The sequence below is a fragment of the Mycobacterium simulans genome, from assembly GCF_900232995.1.
Lineage (GTDB): Bacteria > Actinomycetota > Actinomycetes > Mycobacteriales > Mycobacteriaceae > Mycobacterium > Mycobacterium simulans.
Map to the genome: position 1 here is coordinate 888836 of NZ_OCVX01000007.1, position 21902 is coordinate 910737.

Annotated in this window: 22 protein-coding genes and 4 pseudogenes; 12 read left to right on the forward strand and 14 right to left on the reverse strand. The window is 63.8% G+C overall.

Translation table 11 applies throughout. The features are described from left to right. Window positions 1-37 precede the first annotated feature (37 nt). Together MSIMFI_RS26180 and MSIMFI_RS26185 are read left to right on the forward strand one after the other, a co-directional pair. Window positions 38-1150: an adenylate cyclase regulatory domain-containing protein gene (locus tag MSIMFI_RS26180; RefSeq protein ID WP_191499775.1), complete on the forward strand. Its 1113-nt coding sequence runs from the start codon at window positions 38-40 to the stop codon at window positions 1148-1150. 256 nt (window positions 1151-1406) lie between these two features. Then, a complete protein-coding gene (locus MSIMFI_RS26185; RefSeq protein WP_186244170.1) occupies window positions 1407-1991 on the forward strand; it encodes a hypothetical protein in 585 nt (194 codons plus the stop codon). Window positions 1992-1995: 4 nt separating this feature from the next. Here the strand turns inward: MSIMFI_RS26185 and MSIMFI_RS26190 are convergent. Then, window positions 1996-2757: pseudogene (locus MSIMFI_RS26190) on the reverse strand (sensor domain-containing protein); the annotation flags it as partial. A gap of 187 nt (window positions 2758-2944) precedes the next feature. Here MSIMFI_RS26190 and MSIMFI_RS29430 point away from each other — a divergent pair. The 6 genes and pseudogenes from MSIMFI_RS29430 to MSIMFI_RS26220 form a co-directional block, all read left to right on the forward strand. Then, window positions 2945-4831 (forward strand): annotated as a pseudogene (locus MSIMFI_RS29430) (AMP-binding protein); the annotation flags it as partial. A 33-nt stretch (window positions 4832-4864) separates the two neighbouring features. Next, the gene (locus MSIMFI_RS26200) at window positions 4865-6697 is read left to right on the forward strand and encodes a flavin-containing monooxygenase (protein ID WP_191499776.1); all 1833 of its coding nucleotides are present in this window, start codon (window positions 4865-4867) and stop codon (window positions 6695-6697) included. A 218-nt stretch (window positions 6698-6915) separates the two neighbouring features. Continuing rightward, window positions 6916-7149, forward strand: coding sequence for a hypothetical protein (locus tag MSIMFI_RS26205; protein ID WP_186240937.1), 234 nt, complete (start codon window positions 6916-6918; stop codon window positions 7147-7149). Beyond that, window positions 7139-7450 carry a type II toxin-antitoxin system PemK/MazF family toxin gene (locus MSIMFI_RS26210; protein ID WP_191499777.1) on the forward strand — a complete coding sequence of 104 codons (312 nt, stop codon included), beginning with the start codon at window positions 7139-7141 and terminating at the stop codon, window positions 7448-7450. The genes MSIMFI_RS26205 and MSIMFI_RS26210 overlap by 11 nt, the downstream gene beginning before the upstream one ends. Before the next feature lie 211 nt (window positions 7451-7661). After that, a complete protein-coding gene (locus MSIMFI_RS26215) occupies window positions 7662-7895 on the forward strand; it encodes a hypothetical protein (RefSeq protein ID WP_047314067.1) in 234 nt (77 codons plus the stop codon). Then, complete coding sequence (locus MSIMFI_RS26220) at window positions 7877-8227, forward strand: type II toxin-antitoxin system PemK/MazF family toxin (RefSeq protein ID WP_224770439.1); 351 nt, start codon at window positions 7877-7879, stop codon at window positions 8225-8227. Before MSIMFI_RS26215 ends, MSIMFI_RS26220 begins: the two co-directional genes overlap by 19 nt. A 311-nt stretch (window positions 8228-8538) precedes the next feature. Here the strand turns inward: MSIMFI_RS26220 and MSIMFI_RS29435 are convergent. After that, window positions 8539-9348 (reverse strand): annotated as a pseudogene (locus MSIMFI_RS29435) (PE family protein); the annotation flags it as partial. A 185-nt stretch (window positions 9349-9533) separates the two neighbouring features. On the opposite strand from MSIMFI_RS29435, the gene MSIMFI_RS26230 reads away from it, so the two are divergent. Beyond that, a complete protein-coding gene (locus MSIMFI_RS26230; protein ID WP_186243507.1) occupies window positions 9534-9884 on the forward strand; it encodes a DoxX family protein in 351 nt (116 codons plus the stop codon). 16 nt (window positions 9885-9900) lie between these two features. On the opposite strand, the gene MSIMFI_RS26235 is transcribed toward MSIMFI_RS26230, so the two are convergent. Next, complete coding sequence (locus MSIMFI_RS26235) at window positions 9901-10698, reverse strand: ketosteroid isomerase family protein (RefSeq protein WP_191499779.1); 798 nt, start codon at window positions 10696-10698, stop codon at window positions 9901-9903. Continuing rightward, window positions 10698-11258 (reverse strand): pyrazinamidase PncA, encoded by a 561-nt coding sequence (pncA, locus tag MSIMFI_RS26240; protein WP_191499872.1) that lies wholly within the window; start codon window positions 11256-11258, stop codon window positions 10698-10700. The genes MSIMFI_RS26235 and pncA overlap by 1 nt, the downstream gene beginning before the upstream one ends. 68 nt (window positions 11259-11326) lie before the next feature. On the opposite strand from pncA, the gene MSIMFI_RS26245 reads away from it, so the two are divergent. Beyond that, window positions 11327-12187 carry a DoxX family protein gene (locus MSIMFI_RS26245; RefSeq protein ID WP_191499780.1) on the forward strand — a complete coding sequence of 287 codons (861 nt, stop codon included), beginning with the start codon at window positions 11327-11329 and terminating at the stop codon, window positions 12185-12187. Here MSIMFI_RS26245 and MSIMFI_RS26250 read toward each other — a convergent pair. The 3 genes from MSIMFI_RS26250 to MSIMFI_RS26260 are packed head-to-tail and all read right to left on the reverse strand — an operon-like array spanning window position 12156 to window position 16173. Then, entirely contained in the window at window positions 12156-12698 is a 543-nt protein-coding gene (locus tag MSIMFI_RS26250) for a gluconokinase (protein WP_224770440.1), read from the reverse strand. The two genes, MSIMFI_RS26245 and MSIMFI_RS26250, sit on opposite strands and share 32 nt — an antisense overlap. Continuing rightward, window positions 12677-14662 carry a DUF7064 domain-containing protein gene (locus MSIMFI_RS26255; RefSeq protein ID WP_191499781.1) on the reverse strand — a complete coding sequence of 662 codons (1986 nt, stop codon included), beginning with the start codon at window positions 14660-14662 and terminating at the stop codon, window positions 12677-12679. Before MSIMFI_RS26255 ends, MSIMFI_RS26250 begins: the two co-directional genes overlap by 22 nt. A 5-nt stretch (window positions 14663-14667) precedes the next feature. Continuing rightward, the gene (locus MSIMFI_RS26260; protein ID WP_191499782.1) at window positions 14668-16173 is read right to left on the reverse strand and encodes a carboxylesterase/lipase family protein; all 1506 of its coding nucleotides are present in this window, start codon (window positions 16171-16173) and stop codon (window positions 14668-14670) included. A gap of 79 nt (window positions 16174-16252) precedes the next feature. On the opposite strand from MSIMFI_RS26260, the gene MSIMFI_RS26265 reads away from it, so the two are divergent. Continuing rightward, entirely contained in the window at window positions 16253-16930 is a 678-nt protein-coding gene (locus tag MSIMFI_RS26265; RefSeq protein ID WP_191499783.1) for a hypothetical protein, read from the forward strand. Here the strand turns inward: MSIMFI_RS26265 and MSIMFI_RS26270 are convergent. The 6 genes and pseudogenes from MSIMFI_RS26270 to MSIMFI_RS26290 all read right to left on the reverse strand — a co-directional run bounded on the left by MSIMFI_RS26270 (window position 16917) and on the right by MSIMFI_RS26290 (window position 20857). Continuing rightward, window positions 16917-17093, reverse strand: coding sequence for a hypothetical protein (locus MSIMFI_RS26270; protein ID WP_224770441.1), 177 nt, complete (start codon window positions 17091-17093; stop codon window positions 16917-16919). The genes MSIMFI_RS26265 and MSIMFI_RS26270 overlap by 14 nt on opposite strands. Beyond that, window positions 17093-18319, reverse strand: a complete 1227-nt coding sequence (locus MSIMFI_RS26275; RefSeq protein ID WP_191499784.1) for an RNA-guided endonuclease TnpB family protein — start codon at window positions 18317-18319, stop codon at window positions 17093-17095. Before MSIMFI_RS26275 ends, MSIMFI_RS26270 begins: the two co-directional genes overlap by 1 nt. Continuing rightward, window positions 18312-18895, reverse strand: a pseudogene (locus MSIMFI_RS26280) (IS607 family transposase). Before MSIMFI_RS26280 ends, MSIMFI_RS26275 begins: the two are co-directional and overlap by 8 nt. Window positions 18896-18933: 38 nt before the next feature. After that, on the reverse strand, window positions 18934-19437 hold the full coding sequence (locus MSIMFI_RS26285) for an SDR family oxidoreductase (protein ID WP_263597451.1): 504 nt from the start codon (window positions 19435-19437) through the stop codon (window positions 18934-18936). A gap of 23 nt (window positions 19438-19460) precedes the next feature. After that, window positions 19461-19646: a Rossmann-fold NAD(P)-binding domain-containing protein gene (locus tag MSIMFI_RS28690; protein WP_224770442.1), complete on the reverse strand. Its 186-nt coding sequence runs from the start codon at window positions 19644-19646 to the stop codon at window positions 19461-19463. Next, on the reverse strand, window positions 19643-20857 hold the full coding sequence (locus MSIMFI_RS26290; RefSeq protein ID WP_191499785.1) for a cytochrome P450: 1215 nt from the start codon (window positions 20855-20857) through the stop codon (window positions 19643-19645). The genes MSIMFI_RS28690 and MSIMFI_RS26290 overlap by 4 nt, the downstream gene beginning before the upstream one ends. Window positions 20858-20950: 93 nt before the next feature. Between MSIMFI_RS26290 and MSIMFI_RS26295 the strand changes: the two genes are divergently transcribed. Continuing rightward, entirely contained in the window at window positions 20951-21580 is a 630-nt protein-coding gene (locus MSIMFI_RS26295; protein ID WP_191499786.1) for a TetR/AcrR family transcriptional regulator, read from the forward strand. Between the two features lie 21 nt (window positions 21581-21601). On the opposite strand, the gene MSIMFI_RS26300 is transcribed toward MSIMFI_RS26295, so the two are convergent. Then, on the reverse strand, window positions 21602-21902 hold a 301-nt coding region (locus tag MSIMFI_RS26300), incomplete at its 5' end, for a hypothetical protein (protein ID WP_191499787.1).

The window sequence follows — 21902 nt, forward strand, 5'->3', positions numbered from 1 at the left end:
GGGAGAGGAGCGGCGCTCATCAGTGAGGGACGACCACATGGACCAACCCGACAAGGAAGATCTACTCGACGGACTTGAGGGCACCGCGCGTGCCGAGCGCGCCGAGCTCGTGGACTGGCTGCTCGAGCAGGGCATCACCGCCGAAGAGATCCGGGCGACCAACCCACCGCTACTGCTGGCCACCCGGCACCTCGTCGGGGACGACGGCACCTATGTATCCACCAGGGAGATCAGTGAGAGCCACGGTGTTGACCTGGAGCTGCTGCAGCGGGTGCAGCGCGCCATCGGCCTGGCCAGGGTGGACGACCCGGATGCGATCGTGCACATGCGCGCCGACGTTGAAGCGGCCGCAGACGCCCAGCAATTCGTTGAGCTGGGCCTGCATCCCGATCAGGTGGTGCTTGTCACGCGTGTGCTCGCCGAGGGCCTGTCCCACGCCGCTGAGGTCATGAGGTACACCGCGCTGTCGGCGATCATGCGTCCAGGAGTTACCGAGCTCCAGATCGCACAGGCGTCGAAGGCGCTGGTGAGCCAGATGGTTCCGTTGCTTGGTCCCATGATCCAGAACATGCTGTTCATGCAATTGCGGCACATGATGGAGACCGAAGCGGTCAATGCTGGGGAGCGGGCTGCGGGTAAGCCGCTGCCGGGTGCACGTCAGGTCACCGTTGCCTTCGCCGACCTGGTCGGGTTCACCAAGCTGGGTGAGGTGGTATCTGCCGAGGAGCTGGGTCAGCTCGCCAGCGGGCTGGCTGAACTCGCGCGTGACCTGACAGCGCCGCCGGTGCGATTCATCAAGACGATCGGCGACGCGGTGATGTTGGTCTGCCCTGATCCAGCGCCATTGCTGGATACCGTTCTCAAGCTGGTCGAGACGGTTGACACGGACGACGCCTTTCCACGGCTACGGGCCGGAGTCGCCTCCGGTATGGCCGTGAGCCGGGCCGGCGACTGGTTCGGCAGTCCGGTGAACGTGGCAAGCCGGGTGACCGGCGTAGCGCGGCCGGGGAGCGTGTTGGTCGCGGAGTCGGTGCACGACGCCTTAACTGGCTCCGGTGACATCGATGGGTTCCACTTTTCGTTCGCCGGTGGCCGCCGCCTCAAGGGCGTTAAAAGCGAAGCGAAACTGTTCCGCGTCCGGCGCCACTAGCGGCACATAAGGGCAGGCCCGGGCGACTCCTGGGGGCGTCGGCACTCCGTCCTACGCGGGTCCGACACGGCCGGATTTCACCCCGTCCTTCCGGCACTTGAGACTGGTCGCTTCCGGGCCTGCTTCGTAACCAAAAATACAACTGTGACTGCTTACTAGCAACGGTTTTCCCGCATTGCGAGCACAACCTCCCGGGTCTCTTTCGCCGGCAGTGAACGGTGTTCCATTAGCACTGTAACGATGTAATCATGTAATCATGAAACACCACCACATGCACGGGCGCCGGTACGGGCGCCCCGGGGGCTGGCAGCAGGCCGAGCAACCCGATGCCAGCGGCGCGGCCGAGTGGTTCGCCGGACGACTGCCCGATGACTGGTTCGTTGGCGACCCCACGGTCATCGTCGACCGTGAGGAGATCACAGTCGTGGGCAAGCTGGCTGAACCCGAGAGCTCCGGAGAAGCCGAAAGCAAGGAGCGCTCGGAAGGCCGGGTATCGCGATTCCGTGAAGAAACCCGGCCCGAGCGGATGAACATCGCCGATGAAGCGCAAGATCGCTACGGGCGCAAGGTTTCTTGGGGCGTCGAAGTTGGCTCGCAAACCGGCACCGAACGAATTCTGTTCACCCACATCGCTGTTCCGGTGATGACACGCTTGAAGCAGCCGGAACGCCAGGTTCTCGACACGCTGGTCGACGCGGGCGTGGCCCGATCCCGCGCCGACGCACTCGCGTGGTCGGTCAAGCTGGTCGGCGAGCACACCGAGGAGTGGCTGGCCAAGTTGCGCGCCGCAATGTCGGCGGTCGATGACGTGCGCGCGCAGGGACCGGACCTGCAGGCCTAATCCGTCATCCCTTGTTGACCTTGGCGATGATCTGGTCGGCGATCTGTCCGCCTTGGTCGGTGATGTTGTAGCCACAAGCGTTGACGTCGACGACCACATTGTTGGCCACGCTCATCGCCCGCTGGCACTCCCAACCGTCAGCGCCTTCCTGGGTGTCCACCACGGTAATGCGCGGCGGGGCGCCCTCCACTTGGGCGAACGTCCACCGGTACGTCTTGCCCTTGTTGGTGACGGTGACGGTTTTGCCGGCACAGTTCTTCCACCTGTTGGCCGAGTTCTGCACGAAAGTGCGGGCTTTGTCGGCGGAAGGAAAGGCCACCGCGGCTTGGTTGACCCAGTGGTCGTAGTTGTCGCCGGGCTCGGATGACACCAAAGCGCTGATCCCGGTGTAGCCAGTGCCGCCGTACACCGGAGCTTGGCTGGTGTACAGCGCTCCTTGGCAGTCCGGCAAGGAGAGCGTTAGCGATGAGGAATCCATCGAAGTGATGGGTTTCCCGGGCGTCATCGACGATGAACCCATCACCGAGTTGACTTCCGACGGGCTCAGCAGCACGGAACTCAGCCGGTCCTCGGATATCGGCTTCGGCGGCGGTTTTGGCTTGGGCCGGGTCACCAGCCAGATGCCCACCCCTCCGACGACAAGGACGAGGCCTATGGCTATGGCAGCCACGACGGGCCACGGATTGCGCGTGCGGGGTGAGGGGCCCTGGTGCCACGGCGTCGGACCGGCGGGTTGCTGCGGTGGCGGGGTGCCGCTCCAGCCGGCCGGAATGGGTCCGCTCGGCGGCGACCACCCGGGCTGGCCGGCAGGGGTCGGCCGCTGCTGCGGCATTGGTCCCGACGAATGCACCGGGCCATAAGACGGAGTCGGCGCATGCTGGGGTCGCTGGGATGGCGGCGGGCTGGCGGCGGGGGGCGGGCGTTCCCGGGGGGGGGGGGGGGTTTTTTCACGGGGCGCGCTGCTACACGGTGGGCACCTGGTGGTCGTCCCGGACTCGGTGGTGCGTTCCCCAGAAGAGTTTCATGCGCTACTGGTTGGACACCACGTCAACGTACTCAGTCAAACCCCATCGGCGTTTTATGCATTACAAACCGCTAACACCGCACAGCATGAGATGAGCGCCCAGCTAAGCCTGGATACGGTCGTCTTTGGCGGGGAAGCCCTTGACCCGCAACGGATCGCGCCGTGGCTGGCCCGCCATCAGCGATCACCTCGGCTGGTCAACATGTACGGCATTACCGAGACCACGGTGCACGTGTCCTTCCGCGACATTGTGCAGCAAGACACCCACAGCAGCGTAAGCCCCATCGGGGTGCCATTGGCCAACGTGGGCGTGTTTGTGCTCGATGGATGGTTGCGTCCGGTTCCGGTAGGAGTGGCCGGTGAGTTGTATGTGGCTGGTGCGGGCGTGGGTTGTGGGTATTGGGGTCGCGCGGGATTGACCGGATCACGGTTTGTGGCATGCCCGTTCGAGACGGCGGGGATGCGGATGTATCGCACCGGTGATGTGGTGCGCTGGGGTCTCGATGGGCAGCTGGAATTTTTGGGACGCGCCGATGAGCAGGTCAAGATCCGAGGGCATCGGGTGGAGCCAGCCGAGGTCGCCGCGGTGTTGGCCGGTTGCGAGGGTATCGACCAAGCGGTGGTGATCGCCCGCCAAGCCCGTCCCGGTGATACGCGGTTGGTGGGGTATGTCACCGGGACTGCGGATCCGGTGGGTGTGCGCGCGCAACTGGCTGGCCTGCTGCCGGCATACATGGTGCCCGCCGCGATCGTGATGATGGCGCGGTTGCCGTTGACGATCAACGGCAAACTCGACACCAAAGCCTTACCCGCACCCGAATACACCAGCACCCAGAGCTATCGAGCCCCGACCACCCCAACCGAAGAAATCCTGGCCACAATCTATGCCCAAGTCCTCGGTATCCAACGCGTCAGCATCGACGACTCCTTCTTCGACCTCGGTGGGGATTCGCTGTTGGCCATGCGAGCCATCGCCGCGATCAACACCTCGCTGGACACCAACCTGAACGTGCGCGCATTGTTCGACGCGCCAACGGTGACAAGCCTCGTCTCGCTCCTTGATGCACCGAGCCGTGCGTTGGAGTTCGCGCCTGTCAGGGTCCTGCAAAACGGTTCTGGATCTCCGCTGTTTTGCATCCATCACGGCGGCGGCGTTAGCTGGCCATACCGTGCACTGGGACCATATCTAGATTGTCCGATCGTCGGTATCCAACAAGACGCACAAAGTGCTGGTTCGGAATCCGGATCGGTTCGCAGCCTGGCGAAGGATTACGCCCAGCGGCTCGTAGAATTCTATCCTGGGGGTCCGTACAACATTCTTGGCTGGTCCTTTGGCGGAAACGTGGCCCACGAACTCGCCATTGAGCTTAGCCGTCGTGGATATGTGGTCCGACGCCTAATAATCCTCGACGCTGCGGCCAGCCATGATGACGCAATAAACATTTATGGTGCTGAACCTATTGACGACGATGCTTTAGTTCTGGATCACTCTTTAGAGGATGCCTGGGGGCCGGATGGCATCAATGCTGAGGTCCCCCACGCCTGCCCCTTCGGAGAACTACGCGATCTTATCGTTAAGAACACGAAGGCGAATATTCGATATCGATCCGAGCACACGATTGATGTGTTTGATGGCGACCTGACCATATTTTCGGCGACCCGGAGCGCGCCGAGTGGAGCAATTCGACAAAGTTGGCGACCATATGTAACCGGTGATGTCACCGATTATCCGGTTGATTGCACCCACCATGAGATGTTGACCGTCCAAGCCGTCGAGTTGTTTGGTAAGCAACTCAGAGCGGTATTAGAAAGTTAACAAAGCCCGCAAAGCAAGTTTGAGGAGATAACTGTGAAAGTAGGCGTGATCGGAGCCGGCCCGTCAGGGCTGACGACGATAAAGCAGCTGCGCGACGAGGGGCATGACGTCGTATGCCTTGAAAAAAGCTCCGACGTCGGCGGTATCTGGTACCGCAATGGCGAGGACAGTGAATCGATGAAAGCATACGATGATATGTTCCTCACCATTTCCATGAAGCTCATGTCCTTTTCAGACTTCATGGTCGAGGACCGAGTGTTTGCGGATCGCCAAGGCTACTTGAAGTACTTGAACGACTACGCCGACAAGTATGATCTGCGGCAATGCATCAAATTCAATTCTACGGTCGATGCCATCGAAAAAGCTGGTGACCACTGGAAGGTTTCGGTTACCGCGAACGGGCGCTTAGAGCACCACACATTCCAAGCAGTTGCCATCTGCAGCGGTCCCTTCCAGACGCCGGCAACCAACATTCCTTACCTGAAGCAATTCTCCGGCGAAGTGATACATTCCTCTCGGTACCGGAATAATTGCAAGTTTGAAGGCAAGCGCGTGCTCGTTATAGGCCTTGCCGAATCTGGCGCCGATATCGTCAGGCAGATTTCGGAAGTCTCGTCCGAGTGCACGCTGGCCATCCGCTCGCGCTCCTATCTAGTCCCTCGTCTCTTTGATGGGCGATATTCGACAGATAGCACGACGGTTCGGGCTCATCATTACGAGATGTACGTCCGCTCGTCGGGCCAACCCTTCCCCATGGGGGCCTTATTTCAGGACGAGACAATGTCGATGGATTCGTTCATGGATGCCGTCAGGCACCACGGCATGCAGGCGGCAATGGCAAAAGCCGCAAGCTTGTTCGATCTGGAATCGTTCGGCGCCGACCTTTTGGCCGACGTCCGCGGAGAGCCGTTAACCGCAGTATCCAAGGCCATGGCGAACGTAATGCTTGGCGCGCCGACGGTCGATGTTGATGAATTTGACCCGCGGAACAGCCTGGGTCAACCGCTATACCCTCCGAAGCTTGATTTGTTCACCGAGGCAACAAAAGAGACCTTCGAATACATCACTGAATGGAATCTAAAGTCTCATAACGGAGAAGATTCTTACTCTCCGCGCGTGATCTTCTGTAAGAACGTTTCATTCGTGCCCAACATCTTGAATGGCAAGATCCAGGTGAACGATAGCGGCATCGAGAGCATAGACGGCAATACGGTCTACTTCAAGGATCAGACAGTCAAAGATTACGATTGCATAGTCCTGTGTACCGGTTTCGAACGCGATTTCTCGTTCTTGCGTGGTGTCGAAATCCCAGAGAACAACGTTCGCCACTTGTACAAACACGCATTCCATCCCGATCATGGCGGCCGGCTTGCGCTTATCGGGTTCGTTAGGCCATTTAGCGGTGGTATTCCTATTTGCGCCGAGATGCAGGCTCGATACTTCGCTCTTCTTTGCAGTGGTAAGCTTGAATTGCCCTCAGACGTGATCGACCGAATTAAAGCGGACAAGGCATGGGAGGAAAAGTGGACCGAGCTGAGTCCGCGTCACTCCGAGGCGGTTCCGTCACTAGTCTTTTTTCTTGACTCGATCGCGAAAGATATCGGATGCATGCCGACCTGCGAACAGCTAGTTGATGAACCGGAGCTCTTGGTAAAACTCTGGTTCCATTCATTCAACCAGTTGTGTTACCGGATTGTCGGGCCACATAGTATGCGGGGAGACGCAAAGAAATCACTTATGAACGAGAAGCTGCCGGGCGATAGCCTGCTGAGTATGTTCTATTTCATGGCAAGCTCACTTTGGCCCCATCATGTGCGTCCGAAAGCTTTGCCGCTGAACCCAAATCTATGGGAGGTGGAAGCTTAGCGGTCTGCCGCATTTCAGAACCGCCCAGCTGGCAAGCCAGAAGTTACACCAAGCTCGACCTTTCGTCCCGGGTCCAACTTGCACAAGAAGTTACCCGCCGGGGGTTGTGACTGATGCACGGCGAAGGTTCATGTGCTCGTACCGGCCGGTTTCCTCACGGTAACGCGGTCGCTCACGCGGGCCAGCATCTGTCTTACAAATTGTCGTACAATCTTGTCGTGGCTAACACGATTACCTTCCGGCCCGACGACGACACATCGAAGGCGCTAGAGATCTTGACCAAGGACGGCACACCCGTATCCGCGGCCGTTCGAACCGCTCTCATTGATGCCGCACGCCGGAAGGCCGGCGCGGCAATCCGCGCCGAGGCAGAAAGGCTTGCCGCAGACGAGTCAGACCGCGCTGAGGCCATGCAGGTGCTGCGCGACATGGAGACACTGCGTGCGTGGTGAGGTCTTTCAGTTGCCGGCGCCGCGGGGGAGCCGCGGTCACGAACAATCCGGCTCCCGCTATGCCGTTGTAGTCCAGTCAGATCAACTGCCGCTGTCGACCTGGCTGGTCGCACCGACGTCCACGTCAGCTCGTGCCGCGAGCTTTCGGCCCGAGATTGAAATCGGTGGCATGAACACCCGGGTGCTTGCCGAGCAGACCGCAGCGGTCGACCCGGGCCGGCTCGGCAAGAGCGTCGGGTTCCTCAGCTTCGACGAAATGCAGCGCGTTGATGCGGCAGTGCGCATCGTCCTAGGCCTCTAAGCGCCCGCGCTATTACACTGCTCATCTTTTACGAAACCCGTTGGGGTACATTGCAATATGCAGTGGGTTACTGGTAACCCAGCATATTCGATTGCTGCATATTGGCAACGAATGGGCGAGTAAAGACCGACATCACAGTGGCCTGTTCGTTTGGTGAACACATGGGACGATCCGCCATACCGTGTGTCTACAATTCGTCTACACTGGTTCCATGGCAGCAGAAACCACAACTGTCCGAGTCCGCCGTCCCGATTCTGAGCGGCTGCAATCTCTAGCCAAGGCTCGTCAAACCGCCGTCGTCGACGTCGTGCACGCAGCCATCGACGCCTTGGAAAGGCAGGAGTTCCTGCGGGGGCTCAACGGGGACTACCAGCGCCTGCGCAGCGACCCCGAACTGTGGGAGCAATACCTGGCCGAGCGTCACGAGTGGGACGCACTGGCTTGATCTGGCGGGGGGAGGTCTATCACGTCGATCTCGGCCAACCAATCGGACACGAGCCAGCCTTTCGCCGCCCGGCGGTGGTGGTGTCGGTCGACATTCTCAACAACGGACCGGGCGGTCTGGTGGTCGTCGTCCCGATCACCACCGCTGGTTACGGCCTGCGAAGCCACGTTGAACTCGAGCCAGCGAGCAGCGGGCTGGGCCACACTTCCTACGCTCGCTGCGATCAGCTGCGGGTGGTCTCCGTCGAACGACTGTCATCTCGCCAGGGAATGATTAGTCCAGAACAGATGCAAGCCATTGACCAAGCACTGCGCTTCGTCCTAGATCTGTAGTGCCCAGCCTCGTGCCATATTCGATTCCGCCGTATTCCTCCCGATACGCAGCGATGCATCAATTGAAATGTGGTGGGGGAGCGGCACTGATCGCCGGCGTGGCTGCAGCCTGATCAACCGGAGAGTCCCTGCAGAGGTTTTGAGGCAACTTAGTTCGCTGAAGCGTGTGCGATCGGCTAGTGCATCAGTGATCCTTCGGTTTGCTCGGATCGAGTGGCGAGACTTCCCGCCTATGCCGGGGCCCAGTTGCTCGTCACGTTGCAGCCCACGAAAAAAATTGGGTAGAGGGATGATATGGCTGCAAAAGAGGGGCCGCCGTCCGGCCCGAATCCGCCCCCGGCCGGGGCGGGCCCACCGTCCCCGGCTACGGCAGTAGGCCCTACGACGGCCTCCCCGTCGCCGACAGATGCGTGCCCGCCCGCACCACCGGCACCACCGTTCCCCCACAGCCACCCGCCGGCGCCGCCGTTCCCGCCGACCCCGCCGGTGGCCGTCGCGCCGTCACCGGAGGCGGTGACGCTCCCGCCGGCCCCACCGGCGCCACCGTTACCCCACAGCCAACCGCCGGCACCGCCATTCCCGCCGGCCGCGCCGGTAGTGGCGCCGGACCCGCCTTGGCCACCGGCCCCGCCGGAGCCGATCAGCCCGGCCGACCCGCCGTTACCACCTGCCTGGCCTGGCGCACCTGACCCACCGGCGCCGCCGTTTCCGTAGAGCAGCCCGCCGGCCCCTCCCGACTGCCCGGTTCCAGGCTGCCCGTCAGCACCGTTTCCGATCAATGGGCGCCCCAACAGTGTCTGGGTGGGCGCATTAATCGCGCGCAGCAGATTCTGCTCGGCGTTGGCGGCCTCGGCGCTGACATACGACCCGATACTCGTATTCAATGTCTGCACGAACTGGTTGTGGTACTCGGATACCTGGGCATGCAGCGCCTGATAGACCCGCCCGTACGACCCGAACCACGCCGCAATCGCGGCCGACACTTCGTCCTGGGCTGCCACCGCTATCCCCGTTGTGGGGGCGGCGGCTACAGCAGCGGCGGCGCTGAGTGACGAACCAATGCTCGTCAAATTCGCTGTCGCCGCTGCCATTAACTCCGGCACCACATATACAGAAGACATCGACACCCCATGCCATACCAGACGCAGTGCAGTCACTGTATCGCGACCGGGGCTCGACATCCGGCGTTTCCATCGAGCCGAACTGCAGCTGCGCACTGGATCGACGGTCACGTTTTCCGGGCGCATGTCGTCTTACAGATGAATGCATCCACCGAACACAGCCCCCAGTACCAAGGAGTAATCCCATGGAAACTGCTTACCTGGCGGTCGTCGGGACAACCGCGATCCTCACCGCCGGCGTCGCGCTGCCCGACCTCATCCCCGCCGAATTCGTGCTGGCGAATTCGGCCCGAGTGGGGGTGCCGCGCTCGTGGCTGCCGACGCTCGCGGTGCTGAAACTCGCCGGAGCCGGTGGGCTGATCGTCGGGCTGCTCGGCTTGTCGGGTATCGGCATCGCGGCGGCAACGGGCCTGGTCTTGTACTTCGTCGGCGCTGTTGTGTTCCACGTGCGGGCACGCGTGTTTTCCAACATCGCGTTTCCAGGCGGCTACCTAGTGCTGTCGCTCGCCTCGCTGGCGCTGATGATCATGCACTGAACAGGCGGCGAGCCGGTCAAGCGGGAAAGTACCGGATCCGGTTGATTGCATCACCGCGCCAAGCCACGTCGGCGAACAGGATGCCGCGTCCGCGGCCAGAGGCGAGTGACACGGTGACTGTCGAGCCCGCGCCGATCACCTTGGTCCAGCTGGCTCCGCTCAGTTGCTCGATGAGTTCGACAACGTCAAGCAGCTTGTCGTCGCCCAAAGTTATTGGGGCAGTGGATGCTAACGAACTCAGCGCGGCGAACTTGTCTCCTGAGACGACCGCGTCGAGGAAGGCTTCCACCAGCTTCTTGTGACGCGTTCCGGCTCGAAGGAAGCCGGTCATGAATCCTGCGGTACCGCCCGGGCCTTGGTTGCCCAACAATCCCCGCGACAGTTGCAGGGCGGGCGCCACCGCGCGTGATCCGTTCCGGAGGAACTGCAGCATCATCGCGGGCAACTCCCAGTACGCCCGTAAAACCGCAATCTGCCATTCCCCGTTCACTTCTCGGAGGTCGTAGCGCAGAAAGGCGGGGATGAACATCGTCACGGCCGAACCCATCGCCACCTCAAGTTCGACATCGCGCAGCACGGCTTTGCCGGAGACGATATCCAGGTCGCGATGGAACGTGATGTCACGCGGGGCGATGAAGGTGTCGAAAAAGCGGCCGATCTCCTCGGTGCCGACATGCGGGCGCGACCCGACTGGGTCTTCGACGCGGCCGTCACTGGTGAACAGTCCCACCCAGCCGGCGCGGTCGTGGGCCGCCGCGGCCTGCGGCGACCGCTCGACGGCGGCCAGCAGATCATCCCGGTCGGGTGCAGCCATCAGTGCCCTCCGATCAACGCGATACTGGCGGTGCGCATCTCGTCCAATGCCTGCGCGGTCGTATCCGCGGACACGGCCGCCGTCAGGTTCAGCAGCACCCGGGTGGCCAATCCTGCGCGGGACGCGTCCACGGCGGTGCGTCGGACGCAGTAATCGGTGGCAATGCCGACGACGTCGACCTCGTCGACGCCTCGCTGCCGCAGCCAGTCCAGCAGCGGTGTCCCGTAGTCGTCGATGCCCTCAAAGCCGCTGTAGGCCGCGGCGTAGGCCCCCTTGCGAAAGACCGCCTCGATGGGGCCGGTGTCGAGATCGGGAACGAATTCAGAGCCGGGGCCTCCCGCGCGGCAGTGCGGTGGCCACGACGACGAGTAGTCCGGATGGTCGGAAAAATGGTCGCCGGGATCGATGTGGAAGTCCTTGGTGGCCACGATGTGCTGGTAGCTGGGATCTTCGGACAGGTACTCGTTGATCGCCGGGGCCAATGTGCCGGCACCGGGCACCGGTATCGAGCCGCCTTCGCAGAAGTCGTTTTGCACGTCGACGATGATCAACGCTCGCACGCAATACACCATATCCTCGTCGGGCAATCGAGGGGTTTGTGCAACGGCCAGTGGGGTAACCATCGACCATGTTGAACCGCAGAATCGCGAGACCCATGCTGTCGGTCGCATTCATCGGCCAAGGCGTGGACTCGCTGCTCAATCCCAAGCCTGCTGCCGAGGCCGCGGCACCCACGGTGGACGGACTGCGGGCATTGCCGGATCCCGTTGGCAGCCGTGTTCCAGCGGACGCCGAGACGTTCGCTCGAATCAATGCGGCCGTTCAGATCGGGGGCGGCATCTTGCTCGCCACCGGCCGAACACCGCGTCTTGCTTCGGCCGCACTGGCGTTGACAGTTATACCGGGCAGCCTTGGCGCCCATATGTTTTGGAGTGAAGCCGATCCGGCGCTCAAGGCCGAGAAACGCCGCGCATTCCTTAGCGACGTAAGCCTGTTGGGCGGACTGATCATCGCGGCCGCCGATACCGGGGGCAAGCCGTCATTGGGTTGGCGTGGCCGCCGGGCGGCCGAACGACTCTCCGAGAAGGTATCCGGGGCGCTGCCGGGATCTCACGACACGCTGCTTGACCCGGAGCTCGGCGAAAGGATCGTCCACGGCCTGCAGGTGGGCGCCGAACGGGGACGCGAACTGGCAAGCACAGCCGCCGAAAAAAGCGCGCCATACGCCGAAGCCGCACTCGAACGCGGACGCGAACTGGCCAGCACAGCCGCCGAAAGGGGTGCGCCACTGGCCGAGGCCGCGCGCAAGCGGGGCGAAAAGTTGGCAAGCACCGCTCGGGTGCGCGGCGTGGAATTCGCCGAAACCGCACGTCACCGCAGCAGCCAGCTTGCCGACATGGCGGTAGTGCGGGGCGGTCAGCTGGCTGACGCCGCGCGCGACCGAATCGACGAACGAGTTAACGACCGTCGCAAGCGTTGGGGCCGTTAGCCAAGAACGCGTCGACAACTGCTTGCACATCGTGGCCAGCCGCGCCGATGTCGACGACGACACCGCTCTCATCGTCACCGAGCGGTTCCAGGACGTCGAATTGCGACCGCAACAGCGTGGGCGGCAGGAAGTGACCAGACCGTGCGGCCAACCGGCGGCCAATCAGGTCCGGTGACCCGGTGAGATGCAAAAACTGCAGCCGTGGGCAGTGCGCCCGCAGCTGATCGCGGTATTGATGTTTGAGCGCCGAACAGCTCACCACACCCCCCTGGGAGTGACCGGCCAGCCATCGGCCAACCCGTTCCAGCCATGGGTAGCGATCGTCGTCATCGAGCGGCTCGCCGCCAGACATCTTGGCGATATTGGTCGGTGGATGCAGCGTGTCAGCATCCATGAACGGCACCCGCAACCGTTCGGCAAGCGCCGCGCCCACCGTCGATTTGCCCGACCCGGCGACACCCATCACCACGATCGGTACCCGGGTCGCGCTCACTGAAGGTTGCGGTTCCATTCCATCCAACCCACCCCGCTTCGCCCGTCTGCGGTGCTGATGCTGACCCAGGCACGAGGGAACTGGCTCACCCGTCCGTCGCCGGCGGTCAGTCGGACCGGCGCTTGCCCGCACACATCGATATTCGCCGTGATCCCACCTGGGTCCAGACTCAATTTCGCGTTCAGCGGTAACCCGTTGTCGCCGAACGCTTCCCGAATGTCGACCGTGCGCAGCTCGCTGACTTTCCCCGCCGCGTCCTGGATGTAGCCGATGCCGATCGCTGGGGTGTGCGGAATTCGCACGTTCAACGCGTGCAGGTGGGTGCCGTCGTCCAGATGCAGCGCACTCCACATCCAGTCCATGCTCCACCAGTCGCGGCTACCCCAGGAGTGGTCGCGCTGCCCGGGAATCGAATTGAATTGGTAGCGAGTATCGTTCACGGTCACGCCGCCGGAGACGGTGCACGGGATCTCGTAACGGGTCGTCAAGCGGTACCGATACGGCGTACCGTCGGTGGCCCAAACCAGATTTATCGTGATGTCGACCGGATCTCCCGCTTCGCCGCGCAACAACGCCGACGGGTCCGGGTAGGCCTGGCCTTGCGCCCGCACGTCAACCCGATAACTCTGCAGCGGCGCGTCGGCGCGGTGGCCCACATCGATGGCGTCGGTGCGCAGCACCCACGGGTCTACCGGCAGCGGGACTTCGACGTCGACGACGGCGACGGTCGGTAGATCGGGTCCGCACAGCAGCGCGTGAAACCAGGCCGTGTGCTGGTTCGGGATCAGGCCGAGCCGGAACCAGCCGCCCAAACCCTGTGCCGCGTCCACGAAGTCGGCATACCAGCTCTCACTCCACAGCGGTTCTTTGGTCGGGGCATGGGCGAGTTCGTCTTGCTCCGAAGGCCGTAACGGCTCCAGGGGCGACGGAACCGGTAACGTCGCCAATGCGTCGGTATCCAGGACGTGATCGCAGTGCCGCTGCAGCATCGTCATGAACATCCGGTCGCCCCGCTCGGTGCGCTCCACCAACATTGACGAGACGATTGCCATCATCACACCGAAAAAGCTTTGTCGGCGTACGCCTTCGGCGACGTCGGCAAGGCTGATCGGCCTTCCTGGGCCCAATGCCTCGTGATACGCCCGCAGCAACACGTCGTAGTTAGCACGGCGATCCTGCGTAGGCAGGGCGCAGCCGAGAAAGTACGCCAGATCGGTTAGCGCAGGCCCCCAAGAAACGGTCTGCCAGTCGACCACAGTGAGCGCCCGGTCCGCCTCGGCGGTGCCGAAAAGCAGGTTGTCCAAACGGTAGTCGCCGTGCACCAAGCCTTGAACTCTCGCGGCCTCCTGGGCCAGATAGCCGTCGAACGCGGCGATCAGACGTTCGCATACCATCCGGCATTGCGGTGTGATCTGATCGCCGTAGCGGTCGAGGAAGCCGGCGTAGAGCGGCGTGAGCATGGCCTGGGTGAGCGGTGCGTCGCGGTTGAGCCACGGAGCTTCGGCCAGCGTGGTGTCGCCGACCAGCGGGCCGTGCAACCGTCCCAGTTGGGTGACGGCCAGCATGGCATGTTCGGTTGTGGCGCCGGCGATTTCATCGCCGACGACCGCCTGTCCGGCGTCACCGAGCAGTAGGTCGAATGCTCCGCTCGTGACGTCGACCGCAGCGTGGTAGCAAGGTGCTATCGGCCCGCCAAGACGTGGTGAGATGTCACGGTAGAAGCGGACTTCGCGCTCGTAGAGGCCCAGGGCCGACCCGGTCTGGCGGCTCATCGGATCGGTGGCCGCTACCTTCAACACCACCGATTCGGGCCCGCCCGGTTCCGCGTATGTCAGCAAGACGCGGTAGCACTCGCTCATCTGGCCGGTGCCGATGCGTTCGACGGTGAAATCGCTAACGACGCCGGCTCCGATCGTCGCGGTCAACCAGGACGCGGTGAGCTCGCTCGGTCGTTCGATCACTCGCTCGGTGCTGGGTTCCATGATGGTCAGCGTGCCAGGGAGAAGCCGTCCCATGCCATCCGGCGTTGCTGGTGCGGATCGAACTCGACGCGGCACTTGCGATCGAAAACCATGACGGCACGGTCAGTGTGGGTATAAGCCGGCCAGTCGTCGCCCGGTACACCGGTGCGGCCGAACGACCGCCATCGTCGTTGCACCTGGTTACTGACCCGCAGCGCGGCGCGCCGGTCGGCCGCCGCGGTCAGCAATGCGCCGAACCTGGTGCGGTAGATGTCGAAGACGGCAAACAGCTCGGTGGCATGCGTGGCCCCGATACCCGCCCAGCGCAGTGTGCGCGGCGCATAGTCATAGCGGTACATGTACGTCGGCGCATGGATGCCGTGAGCCTCGGCGATCTGCCAGGCGGCGGCGCTGAACGCGAAATCACCGCCGAGCTGGATGCATGCCGCCGGCGCTGGATATTCCGGATAGGCGGCGGTTATGCGTTCGCGAGCACCCGGTTCCGCGTCGACGAACAGCTCCTCGACCATCGCTTCGTTGGTTGGCAGCATTCCAAGGAAGCGGGTGAACAACCTGCCCTCTTCGGCGTTGGTGCCCACAATGAGCGGCACGCGGTGAGCTTGGCCGCATCGCATCGCCTCAACCGGATCCACGGGCAGAAAGTCGTCGCCGAAGACCGGACCAATTGGGAAGGCGCCCAGCCGTTTTTGCATGCCCTGGTCGATCAGTCGGTGTTGTGTTTTCACCAATTCGGCAGTCGACGCCCGCATCAGCGCGGCGGCAGCGTCCTCAGTGCGCACGCCGAGCAGGTCAGCGAAGCGCTTCGCGAACTCTGCTGCAACCTCTCGCGAGCGCACCATGCCCGCGGCTGGGCTTTCCGAGATCGCCCGGGCGAACAGTCCTTCGGCGGCTGGCACCGCCAATAGCGTGGCGGTGATGTGGGCGCCCGCGCTTTCGCCGAAGATGGTTACGTTGTCGGGATCACCACCGAATTCGGCGATGTTGTCCCGAATCCAGCGCAGCGCCAGCACCAGATCGCGCAGATACAGATTGCTTTCGAAGACGATGTCCGGTGTCGACAGCGACGAAAGATCCAGACAACCCAGGGCGCCGAACCGGTAGTTGACCGACACGTAAACACAGCCGCGGCGTGCCAGCGCCGCCCCGTCATACAGCGGGGTTGCCGAGCTGCCCAGGATGTACCCACCGCCATGAATGAAGACCATGACCGGCAGCGGTTCGGCAGCGGGAGTCTGTGGCGTGACGACGTTGAGGGTGAGGCAGTCCTCGCTCATGGGCTGGTACTTGCCGATTCCGAGCATGGTGTAGCGACGCTGCTGAGGCGCACAGTTGGCGAAGGCGTGACAGTGCCGGACTCCCGACCAAGGCTGCGCTGGCCGGGGTGCTCGGAAACGCAGGGGTCCCATAGGTGGCTTGGCATAGGGGATGGATCGCCAGCGGTTGACGCCGTCGCGTGTGAAGCCTTCGACGATGCCGATGGCCGTGTGTGCGCGGACGGTGCGCTCGTGCATATCCAGACGGTAGCCGACACTATGGATGTACTGTGCGCGCAGCGCCCAGAATCGTCTCCGTGGCGGCTAGCCTGACTGAATGCGGATCGCCGCGTTGGTCGCAGTGACATTGCTGATTGCCGGATGCTCACATGGCGCCGGCGACCGCGCGGGGCATTCGCAAACCAGTTCCCCGGTTACTACGAGCACGGTCTCCTCGACCAGCAAGCCGTCGGCGACCGCTAGCGTGCCAGCCCCGGGGGCGCCAATCTCCGACATCATTGCTTGGATCGAGGCCGGTCACCCAGGCGATCCGGCCCGGTATCACAACGCGAGCCGCGACGGCGTAACCACCCAGCTCGGCAGCGATGTCGCTTTCAGCGCTTCGGGCGGCGCCGTGGCGTGCATGACGGACTCCAAGCACACCGGCGACGCGCTGGCGTGTCTGGTCAAACTGACCAACCCGCCCCCTGCCCCCGCCACTGCCTACGGCGAATGGAAAGCCGGCTGGGTCGGCTTCGACGGCACGAACCTGCAGGTCGGTTCCGCGCGTGCCGATCCGGGACCGTTCATCTTCGGCGACGGGCCGGAATTGATGACGGGCGATTCGTTGTCGTTCGGCGATTACCGTTGCCGGGCCGATCAAGCCGGTGTGGTGTGCGTGAACTACGCCCATCAGTCCGCGGCCCGGTTCAGCCCCGCCGGCATCGAGACGTTCGGTTGTCTGCGGTCGGTGCCGCCGCCCGACGGTGTGGGCACCGCCTTCAACTGCGCATGAGCGTGGCGAGGAGCTCGCTCATCTCGTCAGCGGGTCCGTCGGGAACGGTGTAGCCGGCTTCGTCGCGGATCTCGTCGAGGTGGCCAGGCACATCCTCGATGGACAAATGCGGGGCTGTAGAAGCCGTTGCCTTTTGGTGAGCGAATGTGAGTTCGGCTCTCATCAGGCAGCCTCGCCTTGCGGTGAGGCGGTTCCCGTCTGATCCGCCTGGTGGTGGTGCGGGGTTGACGCTTCCTCGCCTGCTGCGTCGCCCGCCGGCGCGGGTTCGGTCTCATGCGTGGCTCCACGTCCTGCCACCGGGCCACTCCCGGCGGGACTCTGTTCACCCAACTGTGTGGGTACGCCGAGTCGGGCGAGGTTGATCGCGGCGCCCAGATCGCCGTCGATCCGCACACCGCAGCCGTCGCAGGCGAAGACTCGATCGGCCAGGGTGAGGTTTGGCTTTCGCCTCCCACAGGCCGTGCACGTCTTCGACGACGGAAAGAACCGGTCAGCCTCCACCAGATGGCAGCCGTACCAACGACTCTTGTAGCCCAGCATGCGCCGGATCTCGGCCACGGCGGCATCGGCCAGTGCACGATTGAGCCCGCGCTTGCGAGCCCCGCCGGCGGAGCGCATGCCCCCGGCGTTCAGCGTCTCTACCACCACGACATCGTGCTGTTGAGCCAACCTGGTGGTGGCCTTGTGCAGGACATCGCGACGCACTGCCGCGGCGTGGGCGTGCACGCGGCCGATACGGGCCTGGGTCGCGCGCCACCGCTTCTTGGGCTGCTGGCGGGTCCGGATCTGCCAGTCATAGCGCCCGTGCTGGCGGGCGGCCCGGCGTTGCAGGATCCGCGCCGATCCGGCCTCGATGCGCCGGGCCAGCTTGCGGGTCGACTCGTGCGTGCGGATAGCCCCCAGCCGCGGCAGGGTGACATGGCGGCGATCGGCCTCGATGCGGATGGTGCCGGTGGTGAACCGCACCGCCTTGGGGGTGCGGGCGGACCTGAACCGCGGGAAGCCGACCACCCCGCCGGCGCGCTGGCCGTGCCGCGACGACGACCAGGCGTCCAACCCGCGGGCCAACCCGTCCAGTCCGGTGTTGTAGGCCTCCTTGGAGTTCTCCGCCCACCACGGCGCGTAACCCGTTTTGCGCTGATTCCAGACCTTGCGTAGCGCGGGCAACGACCAGCCCAACACCGGGGTCAGTGCGGATTCGGAGATGCCGTAGCTGCGTTCGGCCGCCCGCTGATCCATCACCGCCTTCACCAACGCGAGCATGTGATTGTGCGCAAATCGAGCCGCCCCGGCATGAGACGCCAAGGCACGCAACTGCGTTGGCGTGGGATCCAACGCAAACCGGTACGCCTGCGCCGTCCACCCCTGCGGAATCTCGAACCTAGCCATCGGCAACAGCCCCAGCCCGCTTGGTCGCGGTCACCGCTCGCATCGCCCGGTTCCGCGCGCCCCGGCGGCCGTACGGGCGCGCGCACATCAAGGTCAGCACCTCGATCATGTCGCGAACCAGATCGTCGGTGGTCTCGCCTTGGTCGGCAACAATCACCGTGCGGCCTTGCGCGGACAACGCGGCTTCGAGGTGCTCAACTCCGAAGCGTGCCAACCGGTCACGGTGTCCCACGACGACCACCGAAACAGACGGGTCTGACACAATCCTGCTCAACTTCGGCCGTTTCCCGTTTAGCCCGGCCCGACCTCGGTCACCACCTCGCCAATCACTTGACCGTTCGAAGTAGCCCAGTCAGCCAGTCGTGCGACCTGCCGGTCCAGATCCTGGCACTGATCATGCGAGGACACCCGCGCATACACGACTGTGCGACCGGTCTCCCCGGCCGCCGCAGCGTCAACCCAGATCGTCCCAGACTCCAGCCTGCGAGCAAGCACCGGCATCCGATCCTCACGGAACCACCGGTACGCAGTCTGCGGATGCACACCGTTGGCACGCGCCGACTCAGCCAACTTCACACTCACCAAAACACACATTCGATCACGAAAGCTCACATCTAACCGAGCAGCTCAAAACCCCTCGTCCTGCTGATGAAGAACCGCCCGACATGTCCGGCGCCGACGGTGTAGATCTCGCCGGACACCGGGCAATCCGGGTGCACGAGAAAGGCCGCCACGGGAGCCACCAGCGCGGGGTCCAGTGTCCGAAGGTATTGGCCCACAAGGTCATCCAGTACGGCCTGCGCCGTCGCATCCTCTTGGGGGCCGGCGCCGTCCAGCGAATGCATCAGCTTCCGCGTATACGCGATCGGGGCGATCGCATTGACCTTGATGCCGTTGTCGATCCCTTCGGCGGCCAGCACCCGGGTCAACCCGATCAGCGCCGCCTTGGCCGCGCCGTAGTTGTTCATGCCGGCCGCGCCCAGGATGCCCGCCGCCGAGCAGGTGTTGAGCACTCGGCCATACCGTTGCTCGCGCATGCGTTTCCAGGCCGGCCTGGTCACGTAGAACGCGCCCCTGAGGTGCACATCCAGGAGCGGTTCGAACCGTTCGGCGGTCATGTCCTCGAACCGCCGCGCTGCCGTCAGATCTCGTCGCTGACGGCATGTGCGGCCTGGCCGTTGCAGCCGTCCCCGGTTACCGAGCCGCCGGTGTCATTGACCACGATGCGTGCGCCGCGTGACGCCAGCAGCAGCGCGTACTGTTTGCCCAAGCCGCCGCCGGCACCGGTGATCACGGCAACCTGCTCGTCGAAGCGCACGTCGTTCACCAGCTGACCGGGAGCTCCTTCATGCCGTAGATATCGGCGTCCTTGAACCGCAGCTGGTCGGTCGATACCGCCAGTTTCAGCCCCGGCATGCGCCGCGCCAGCGTCGCGAATGCGACCTGCATCTCGACCCGGGCGAGATTCGCTCCGATGCATTGGTGCACCCCATAACCGAAACCCAAGTGGCCGCGGGTGTTTCGGTCAGCGTCGAAAACGTCGGGATTGTCGACGAATTCGGAGTCCCAGTTCCCGGCCGGCAGGTTCATCACGACGAAGTCACCCGCGCGGATCAATTGACCGGCCAGAGTGAGATCTTCGGTCGCCACCCGATCCACCTGGCTGTGCACGATGGTGAGATAGCGCATGAGCTCTTCGACGACATTGGCGACCACAGCACGATCGTCGGTCTGGCCCAGCCGATGGAAAACCTTTGGATGCTCAAGCAGCGCAACGGTTCCCAGCGAAATCATGTTGGCGGTCGTTTCGTGGCCGGCCTGCATCATGATCACGCTCGTCATGGCCGCCGTGTCGTGATCGAGTTGGCCGGTTGCGACGTACTCGGTGACCAGGCGGCTGATCAAGTCATCGCCGGGTTCCTTCTCCTTGCGCTGCACCAGTTCCTGGATGTAGGCATACATCGCCGCAAAGCCCTGTGCCTTCTGTTCATCGGAGGACTTGGTGTCCAAACCGACCGTGGTGTGGTGCTGAAAGAGCCCGAGGTCAGCGGGCGGCACTCCCAGCAGCAAGGCGATTACCAGGGACGGCACCGGCAACGCGAAGTCGCGGACGATGTCGCCCGGCGGCCCGTTGCTGATCATTTCGCCCAGGTAGTGGTCGACCAGTTCCTGAATCTGTGGCCGCATGGCTTCGGTGCGGCGGAAGGTGAAGTTGGTGGTCAGCATGCGTCGCAACCGGTGATGCTCGGGGTCGTCAACCCGGGCGAATATCACCGGGGCCGTATCGCGGGAGCCCGAAGGCCTGATCGTGGCCGAGATGGTGTCCGCGGACAGCCGCGGGTCGACCAGGGCGGCTCTGATGTCCTGGTAGCGACTCACCACCCACGCCGGTTGACCGTGGTACATCGCTCGTCGCAGACCGGCCTCTTCTCGCCAGCTGGTGAACTCGGCCGGTGGTGCGAGCGGACAGTGTGCAGCACGCGGGACGGGGATGGTCGGTAGGGCCGTCTCAGCCGAAAATTCGGAAGTTGTTGACATCACCGGCGTTTCCCGTTAATTGTCAGTTAGCTGCCAATTGCTGAGCGTAGGACTTGGGCTTACTGGCAGTCAACTGTCAGTTAGGCGGTCATGATGACCACGGTTGAAAACCGGCCCTTGCGCGCGGATGCGGCGCGCAACGTGGACCGAATTCTGCGCGCCGCGCGAGACGTTTACGGCGAATTGGGGCCTGACGCGCCCCTCGAGGCCATCGCTCGCCACGCCGGAGTCGGCGAACGAACCCTCTACCGCAGGTTTCCCAGCAAGGCGGGCCTGGTCCGGGCCGCCGTCGAGCAAAGCATCGCCGAGGATCTCACTCCGGCGATCGAGGAGGCCCGCCGCAGCGACGATCCCCTGCGCGGCCTGGCGGAATTGATGGAAACCGCGATCTCGCTCGCCGCGCGGGAGCACCACCTGCTGACGGCGGCGTATCGGGCGGGGTTGCTGACCCCCGATATCTCGGCTCGGCTGTACGAGACGCTCGACGAGCTTGCCCGCCGCGGCCAGCGGGCCGGCCTGGTCCGGGCCGACCTGGTCGCCGATGATCTACCGCGGCTGATCGCGATGTTGCATAGCGTGCTGTGGACGATGGACTCGACCAGCGACGGCTGGCGGCGTTATGTCGCTTTGATCCTCGATGCGATATCAACCGGCCCACGACAGGCGCTTCCGCCAGCGGCCGCCATTCATTACCCACCCGAATCAACCGGTTGGCCACTCTGAGCCGGAAGCACGTGGTTGGGATCAGCCGAATGGGCCGTCGCTGCCACTGATGCCGAAGAGCGGTCCACCGCGGCCGCCGGCGCCGCCCGCTCCACCGGAACCGTCGGGCGGGCCCAGGCCGCCGTGGCCGCCCGCCCCGCCATTGCCGCCGAGACCGATGAGCGGGGAGTTACCGCCGGTACCACCGGCCCCGCCGGCGCCACCCTGGGAGCCCGTCACGGCCCCGCCGCCGGCCCCGCCGTTTCCGCCGTTGCCGCCACTGCCGCACAGGCGCCCCCCGGTGCCGCCCGTGCCCCCGCGCGCGCCGGCCCCACCGGCCCAG